This is a genomic window from Photobacterium carnosum (assembly GCF_002849605.1).
Lineage (GTDB): Bacteria > Pseudomonadota > Gammaproteobacteria > Enterobacterales > Vibrionaceae > Photobacterium > Photobacterium carnosum.
The window spans coordinates 258,403-265,645 of record NZ_NPIB01000002.1; the positions used below are offsets into that span (position 1 = coordinate 258,403).

A 7,243-nucleotide genomic window follows, 5' to 3' on the forward strand; every position below is an offset into this window, starting at 1 on the left:
TGCTTTTTTTAATTTTTAAATTAAAACCAGCCTTTCATTCCATATCTTTTGGACACTGATTGTTGATATTTTATGTATGATCCGCGATAGCCTAACTTGATATCTTTTCAAACTTGGCACTTCCTATCTTTGGTCGTCAAAATCGCACAAAAGTAACCTAACTCATTACTTAAATCATCGAGTTAATAAAAAGTCTTAGATCAACTTTTAAAATATTGTATCTAATCAACCTAGTTTATTATTCAAAATAAACTCAAAACTAACCAATTGCTTTAAATCACTACTTTTAGGTATTGCTAACACTTTACCTTTTGGTGGATTGTTGCTTTTTATCTGAATTGTTGTGCTTTATTGCTAACTTTTCGGACTAAAAAACAATGATAAAATTTAACTGCAATACAATTACATTTGGTGGAACTCTTGGTAAAGATTTAGAAGTAAAAGATGGCACAAATGGATCTAAACCTTTTGGCTTCGTTTCATGTGTACAAACTACTTCTTGGTCTAACAATCAAGGTGGTTTTAACGAGCGCGCTACATGGATGACATTGAAATTTAATGACAGCATGATACAAAAAATCGATCGTAATGGTGGTTTTTTTAAAGGCGATGAAGTTATTGTTGAAGGTTATTTAGTACAACGGAAAGGAACAAATAACAATACTATTATTGAGATTCAAGTTCAAAATGTTATTGCTCATTTGCCTAAAGCCATTCGTGATCTTGCTAAACAATCTGGATACAATGCACCTGCTCAACCTGTTTACCCTGCTCAACCTGTTCAACAACAGCAGCAATATAGCCAACCTGTTCAACAACAGCAGCAATATAGCCAACCTGTTCAACAACAGCAGCCGCAATGTAGCCAACCAGTTCAACAACAATTTATACAACAACAACAATTTGTACCTCAGCAACCTGTTCAACAACAGCAGCAGCAATATAGCCAACCTGTTCAACAACAGCAGCCACAATATAGCCAACCTGTTCAACAACAGCAGCAGCAATATAGCCAACCTGTTCAACAACAGCAGCAGCAATATAGCCAACCTGTTCAACAACAGCAGACGCAATATAATAGCCAACCTGTTCAACAACAGCAGCAGCAATATAGCCAACCTGAAAATAATCAGCAGCAGCAATATTCGCAGCCAACTACTAATGTACAAAGTGAACAGCCAACTCCCACAGCAGCAGAAACTATAAACCAAGATGCTCCCGAACAAGGACATCCCAGGCAAAGTTCAGCGCAAGTGGTATCAATTCAAGTAGATAAACCTCAGCAACCTGTTGATGATTGGTTTAATACTGATTTTTATGGTGGCAGTCGAAGTTTATAATATTCGTATCACTTTATTGTTGTTAACTAACTAAAATTCCCTCGGAATAAATTAATTATTCCTTAGGGGGTATTGATTTATTTTGATGGTCTTACTAACTTTTCGAGATTAAATCAATGCAAAATACAACTATCGATTCTCAAGACATATCATCTGTTAAAGTTCCAAAATCTATTTCTGCATACCTAAAACGTAGAGCTAACAAATTACATCGTAAGTCTATGACCGCAAAAAGTAATGCTGTTAAATCTCGTCTTTCTACTGATGCAAGCCGCACTCGTAAATACGCCAATGAAATTTATTTTTCTTGGAGTTAATTATGTCCAGTGTGATGTTTGAATTAGCGAAACAAGTAGGTGGAAAAACTCATTTTTATGAATCTTATGAAAATGAATCAGGCTCGTTAAAAAAATCAATTTTTTTCTCTAGCATGAATACCAAGCGATTTGTAGTAACTGAACAACGATATAACAATATACGACGATTTTTAGGTGTTGAAGATGTATCTGAGTATTCCCTTAGTGATCTTAAAATATCTGTTAAACGTAGCCTATTAAACTAAATTGAGAATAAATAAATGAATAAACTTATCTGTGTTAAAAAAGAAGCTGTTATCAAACAATCGGAAATGAAAGCTTGCTTATTGAACGTTCGTGATTTTAATGAATTTGTTTCAATTGCTGATGATACACAATACGATTTTTTGAACGGCTATATTGTTGACATTAAAGAAACTTATAAGCGTTGTACTGAATCAGTTATTACTCTGTTTACCAATTTATTGTGTAAGCGTTTAAATAAATCAATTGATGAAGTAAAAGCTATAGATTTTATTATAGTCGATCTTTGTTTTTAACTTTATAAGCTATTAATTACCAATGCACTCGGGATTAACATATTAATCCTGACGGGTTATTTGTTTTTCCTTTTGTGCTTTTACCGCACCTGGAGGAATAACAATGACTACTCAAATTACTACACAGCAATCAATCTTCGATTTTTCATCTGAATTAAATACATCAATTCAAGTTCAAAAAAATCCAATTAAAGTTAAAAAATCCATTCAAAAAACTAATGTTATTAATCTTGTTGAAACTGATACTTGTGTTCTTAGTGAAACTATTAAGAATTCTAAAGTTATCGTTAAAACAGATTATAAAAATGCATCAAGTTCTTTGCCAGATCATCATCTTTTACTATGTGATGGTTTTAATGGAAAGACAGATACTCTGACTTTAAATTGGACGGAAGATGATATTAATAAATTATGGACCGGAATGTTAACTGAGTATTTTTCGTTACTTAATTACGCAAAAGAAACATCGTCAGATCGTCAAGATATTCTTCGTTGGATGTCTACTGATTCATTTGATGTTGTTTGTACTCACTTAAATCTTAACGCTAATGACTTACGAATTGGTTTGTTTCAAGCATTGGATAACAAAGATAGAGAACGTAAATTAGATACTATTAATAATGGTATTTTAACGTTTAACCGCTCTGTTAAATCTATGATGCTTGACCTGCAAATCACGAGCAAGGAATTAAATAGTCGTTTTAATATTAATAAGTTATCTAATTCTTTTATTACTCGTATTACTAAATGTAAACAAAGTAAGAAGAAGAAAGAGTTTATTAATGATGTAAATTCGCAAGAGTTTAAAAACTACTGTATGTCCATCAACCTTAATAGTTCTGCTGTTATAAATAAGGTAAATGATGCGCTAGGTAAAATTAACACTGGAGAACTAGAAGAAATTAATTCTGATTTTGGTTACCAGCGTTTTACTCGTCACTCACTAGAAGATTTTATTTCTTAATTTTTTAGTAAGTAACATACCGCTTCATTTCTTTATTACTAATCCTCATGGGTAAGTGCTATACACATTATCCATTAGGGTAGTTGTATGTGCATTTTATCCATGAGTAAAAAATACATTTACCAAGGAAATTTTAAAATGACAACTACAACTACTCAAACTAAAGCAGTTATCGATACTACCGTTCCTGTTGCTAACGCTCTTCCATCAGTGATCACTAAAGAATATGCACACGCTCTACCAATTGATGAACTTGTAGCTCTTCTTGAACTCAAGGATCCAGAAATTGAAGATGTTGTATATTCTGACCCACGTTGGAATGAAATGGTAACAGTGGATGCTGGTGAATTGTTTGATATTATCCCCAAAGGTGCGGTTCGTATTAAACAACGTAAATATCGTCATCCTAAATGTGTTGCTTCAAATCCGTTTTATATTCCTCAGCGTGATGTTTTACGTCGTGTACTTGGCTGGTGGTGTGCTCCTGAGCGTCCATTAAGTCTTTACCTTTATGGTGAAACAGGTACAGGTAAAACGGAAATGATTCAATATTTTGCGGATAAACTTAACTGGCCTGTGTCTATCATGCAAGTGACAGAATACAGTCGCTCAGATAAGGCCCAAGGCTCTTATGTGCTCCACAATGGTAAAACTCCATTTCATTATGGTCCTGTAGCTCAAAGCATGAAATATGGCTGGTGTCTAATTCTTGATGAACTAGATAAGGGTAACGGTGATTTTCATTGTAAGTTACATAATCCAGTTGAAGGCAAACCAATGCAAATTGATGACACTGGTGAGATTATTCTTCCAGCAGAAGGTTATCGTTGCGTAGGCACCGGCAACACATCCGGTGGCGGCGATATTTCTGGGAGATATTTAACGTCAAACCGTATGGATGAAGCTTTCCGTCGCCGTTTTGGTGTCGTTAAGTGTGATTACCCCGCTTATGATATTGAATGTGCGATATTAACAAGTCGAAATAATCCAGATAGTCCAATTTCGAAAAAAACGATCCGTCGTATGTGCCGTTTTGCAACAGAAATCCGCAAAGCGTTACAGGCACCAGAAATTGAAGCAAAATGTACAACTCCTGAAGAACTTGCATCAGCTAAACTTCCAGTGGAACGTTTAGGTTGTGCTTTTTCTACTCGTATTCTTGTCGCTTGGCATCAATATATTATGGTTTTCGGTCGTCAATTCACTCCATTAATTGAATCATTTAATTTTGTTTTTGGAGAATCGTTAGATGAGGAAGATCGCCCTGCTGTATTTGCAATTTTGCAACGCATCTTTGGTGAATCAATTAATCATGCTGACGAGTGGACTGAAGAAAAAAAGTAAGTAAAGGAGAAGATGAAGATGAAGGTTTTGAATATCCATGTTCACCATTGCAAGATGTTAGCTCATTATATTTTAATGGCTATAAATGTAATGTAAATGGGAAGGATAAGCTTTGGTACATCGCATTTGATAGTCGTGGTGTGCATACATTTTATTCTGATCCTGAAACACTTGATTCATTAATTTATTATCATAAATCATATGCTGAATTCATTAAGCCTCACGTGAATTCTATGGATTTGATATTAAAGTATGTGGATAAAAAAATAAGTGAAAAAGTTAAGAAAGGTTATGTGTTAGAGAATGCAACCGCTTCTTATGACATACCGACTAACTCATTCATTTAGCTTTAAATTAAACTTAATTAGTAACATCGCCCATCAGGACAACAAACAATCCTGACGGGATAAGTTTGTCGTTTTGTTGGGCTTCTTTTTTTTAATGGAGGAACTCAAAATGACAAATTTTACTAACAACGTAAACCCACTAGATCCGAATGGTTCTATCGTTGCATCTGCAGATCAAAATGCAAAAGATATTGGTGAACGTTACACTCGTTTGAAAAATGGCTGTGTGCAAGTTGGTTATGATATTAATAACTGGTCGGGTACTAAGACATTAACGAAGGCGAATGTGCGAGTTTATGATGATAGCGGTGCTTTAGTTGAGTTAGATAGCGACATGGCAACCCCTGGACGTAAGGCACTTCTTAGTAAAGAGAGTTTATCTTTTACTAATAAGTATACTGTTCGAATGGGTCGATTGTTTGCTAAATATGGAGTTAAATTTTGCGGCAACTGGTTAGTTCCTGATGATTTATTACCACAATTAATGTTAGAAGCTAATGTTCAAGTAAATGAATATTACGATTGCGTTAATAATTTCTGCCATAACTATGAGCATCTTATTCAAGAATGGGTTACTAAACATCCTAGTTTAGCTAATGTTATTCGTGAAGATATGTTGAGCGTAAAAGAGGTTGAACGTAAATTCAAATTGAAAGTTTATCCTCCAATTCGTATCGCACCGAAAGATGTTAATGATATGGAAGAGTTACTTGATGAAGCTACTGATGGTGTTTGGCAAAGTATTAGTAAAGAAGCGTTGGATATTATAGATACTTCATTAACTGTACGAACTGGCAAACTAAAAGGTACTTTAAAAGATGAATGTGGTCATAGTGTAGTAGGGAAGCAGTTAAAACGGTTACGAGATAAAGTTAATTCTTTGTCTATGATTAATGAGGATTTTGATGGCCTTGTTGATGTATTAGACGATTTAATGAAAAATGCATTACCTGACTCTGGACGTATTATTGGTGAACATTTCAAAACATTATTAGTTTATGTTGAAATGCTTTCTGATCCTAAACGTGCACAACTTCAAGCTAAAGGAATTAATCAAATCTCAAGTTTACTTGCTTCAGATCTTGATTATGACGCTTCTGCGGAGGTTGTTGATAATGTTGTAGGCGTTATAAAAACTCAACCTGTTGCAGTTGAACCTCAACCTGTTGCAGTTGAACCTCAACCTGTTGCAGTTGAACCTCAACCTGTAGTAGTTGAACCACAACCTGTAGTTGCTGATGTCGAAATCAATAATCTTCGTGATTCTTTGATTTCAATTGAAGATGAACCAGAAGATGTTGACGATTTTGTTACAACAGAAGGTTTCTTCTTCTAATTAGCTCCATAAACTAACAGCCCTCACGGTTAATTTTGACCGTATGGGTCATGATTTTCCTTGAGGGTTATATATTAATCTTTAAGGAAAAATCATGAACACTAAAACAAAATTAAGCTCAATCGAATTAGCTAAAAGAAAGAAAGCATTATTACGTAAATTTGCATTGATTCAACGAATGACTGCAGATACGAGTGGTAGTTTTTCACTTTCTGGCACTGGTGCATATACGTCAGGTAAACATGTAAATTTACCTATTGGTGATTTTTCTGACCCTGAGTATTTGGATATGATTGAGGGTATGCTAGATCACGAAAATGGTCATTGTAAGCATACTAATTTTCATGTGTGGAATGATATTAAATCTAATTTAGTTCGATCATTAACAAATATATTTGAAGATATTCGAATTGAAACAAAAGTCGGAATGGAATACCCAGGCGCTAAAATTAATCTTGAAAAGTTGGTTAAAATTGCTATTAGTCGAAAGATGTTTTCTATCCCAAGAGAAGATGACGACTTAGTTTCTTTAGTGCAAAAGTTTCTTTTGTATAAAGGTCGTTATCAGATTATCGGACAAACATCGCTTAAATCTTATAGTGAGATTGTAGTTCCGTTATTAAAAAATGTATTACCAAATTCATTTAATGATTTGAGTGATGTATTGACGGATGCAACCAATAGTAAAACCACAAGTGATGCAAGATATTGTGCTGAACGTGTGATTGCTATTCTTCAAAAAGAACAAGAACAGCAAGAACAACAAGAACAAGATGATAGCTCTGACGATAATTCTGATAGCAATAGCTCTGATGATAATTCTGATAGCGATAGCTCTGATGATAATTCTGATAGCGATAGCTCTGATGATAATTCTGATAGCGATAGCTCTGATGATAATTCTGATAGCGATAGCTCTGATGATAATTCTGATAGCGATAGCTCTGATGATAATTCTGATAGCGATAGCTCTGATGATAATTCTGATAGCGATAGCTCTGATGATAATTCTGATAGCGATAGCTCTGATGATAATTCTGATAGCGATAGCTCTGA

The 7,243-nt window shown here is 34.4% G+C and carries 7 protein-coding genes and 1 pseudogene; all 8 read left to right on the plus strand.

Going from position 1 to position 7,243, the window contains the following annotated elements; genetic code table 11:
* The first annotated feature begins 377 nt into the window (after positions 1-377).
* Positions 378-1,340: a single-stranded DNA-binding protein gene (locus CIK00_RS03875; RefSeq protein ID WP_101767620.1), complete on the plus strand. Its 963-nt coding sequence runs from the start codon at positions 378-380 to the stop codon at positions 1,338-1,340.
* A 116-nt stretch (positions 1,341-1,456) separates the two neighbouring features.
* Positions 1,457-1,657, plus strand: coding sequence for a hypothetical protein (locus CIK00_RS03880; RefSeq protein WP_101767621.1), 201 nt, complete (start codon positions 1,457-1,459; stop codon positions 1,655-1,657).
* A 2-nt stretch (positions 1,658-1,659) separates the two neighbouring features.
* Positions 1,660-1,902: a hypothetical protein gene (locus tag CIK00_RS03885; protein ID WP_101767622.1), complete on the plus strand. Its 243-nt coding sequence runs from the start codon at positions 1,660-1,662 to the stop codon at positions 1,900-1,902.
* A gap of 15 nt (positions 1,903-1,917) precedes the next feature.
* Positions 1,918-2,196: a hypothetical protein gene (locus CIK00_RS03890; protein WP_101767623.1), complete on the plus strand. Its 279-nt coding sequence runs from the start codon at positions 1,918-1,920 to the stop codon at positions 2,194-2,196.
* Between the two features lie 103 nt (positions 2,197-2,299).
* Positions 2,300-3,160 carry a hypothetical protein gene (locus CIK00_RS03895; protein WP_101767624.1) on the plus strand — a complete coding sequence of 287 codons (861 nt, stop codon included), beginning with the start codon at positions 2,300-2,302 and terminating at the stop codon, positions 3,158-3,160.
* A 138-nt stretch (positions 3,161-3,298) separates the two neighbouring features.
* Positions 3,299-4,504 carry an AAA family ATPase gene (locus tag CIK00_RS03900; RefSeq protein WP_167388509.1) on the plus strand — a complete coding sequence of 402 codons (1,206 nt, stop codon included), beginning with the start codon at positions 3,299-3,301 and terminating at the stop codon, positions 4,502-4,504.
* Between the two features lie 456 nt (positions 4,505-4,960).
* The gene (locus tag CIK00_RS03910; RefSeq protein WP_167388510.1) at positions 4,961-6,187 is read left to right on the plus strand and encodes a DUF3150 domain-containing protein; all 1,227 of its coding nucleotides are present in this window, start codon (positions 4,961-4,963) and stop codon (positions 6,185-6,187) included.
* Positions 6,188-6,281: 94 nt separating this feature from the next.
* Positions 6,282-7,243 (plus strand): annotated as a pseudogene (locus tag CIK00_RS03915) (hypothetical protein); the annotation flags it as partial.

Coding starts and splice junctions, on each gene's coding strand:
- CIK00_RS03900 (WP_167388509.1), top strand. CDS start 3,299: ATGACAACTACAACTACTCAAACTAAAGCAGTTATCGATACTACCGTT.
- CIK00_RS03880 (WP_101767621.1), top strand. CDS start 1,457: ATGCAAAATACAACTATCGATTCTCAAGACATATCATCTGTTAAAGTT.
- CIK00_RS03875 (WP_101767620.1), top strand. CDS start 378: ATGATAAAATTTAACTGCAATACAATTACATTTGGTGGAACTCTTGGT.
- CIK00_RS03890 (WP_101767623.1), top strand. CDS start 1,918: ATGAATAAACTTATCTGTGTTAAAAAAGAAGCTGTTATCAAACAATCG.
- CIK00_RS03910 (WP_167388510.1), top strand. CDS start 4,961: ATGACAAATTTTACTAACAACGTAAACCCACTAGATCCGAATGGTTCT.
- CIK00_RS03885 (WP_101767622.1), top strand. CDS start 1,660: ATGTCCAGTGTGATGTTTGAATTAGCGAAACAAGTAGGTGGAAAAACT.
- CIK00_RS03895 (WP_101767624.1), top strand. CDS start 2,300: ATGACTACTCAAATTACTACACAGCAATCAATCTTCGATTTTTCATCT.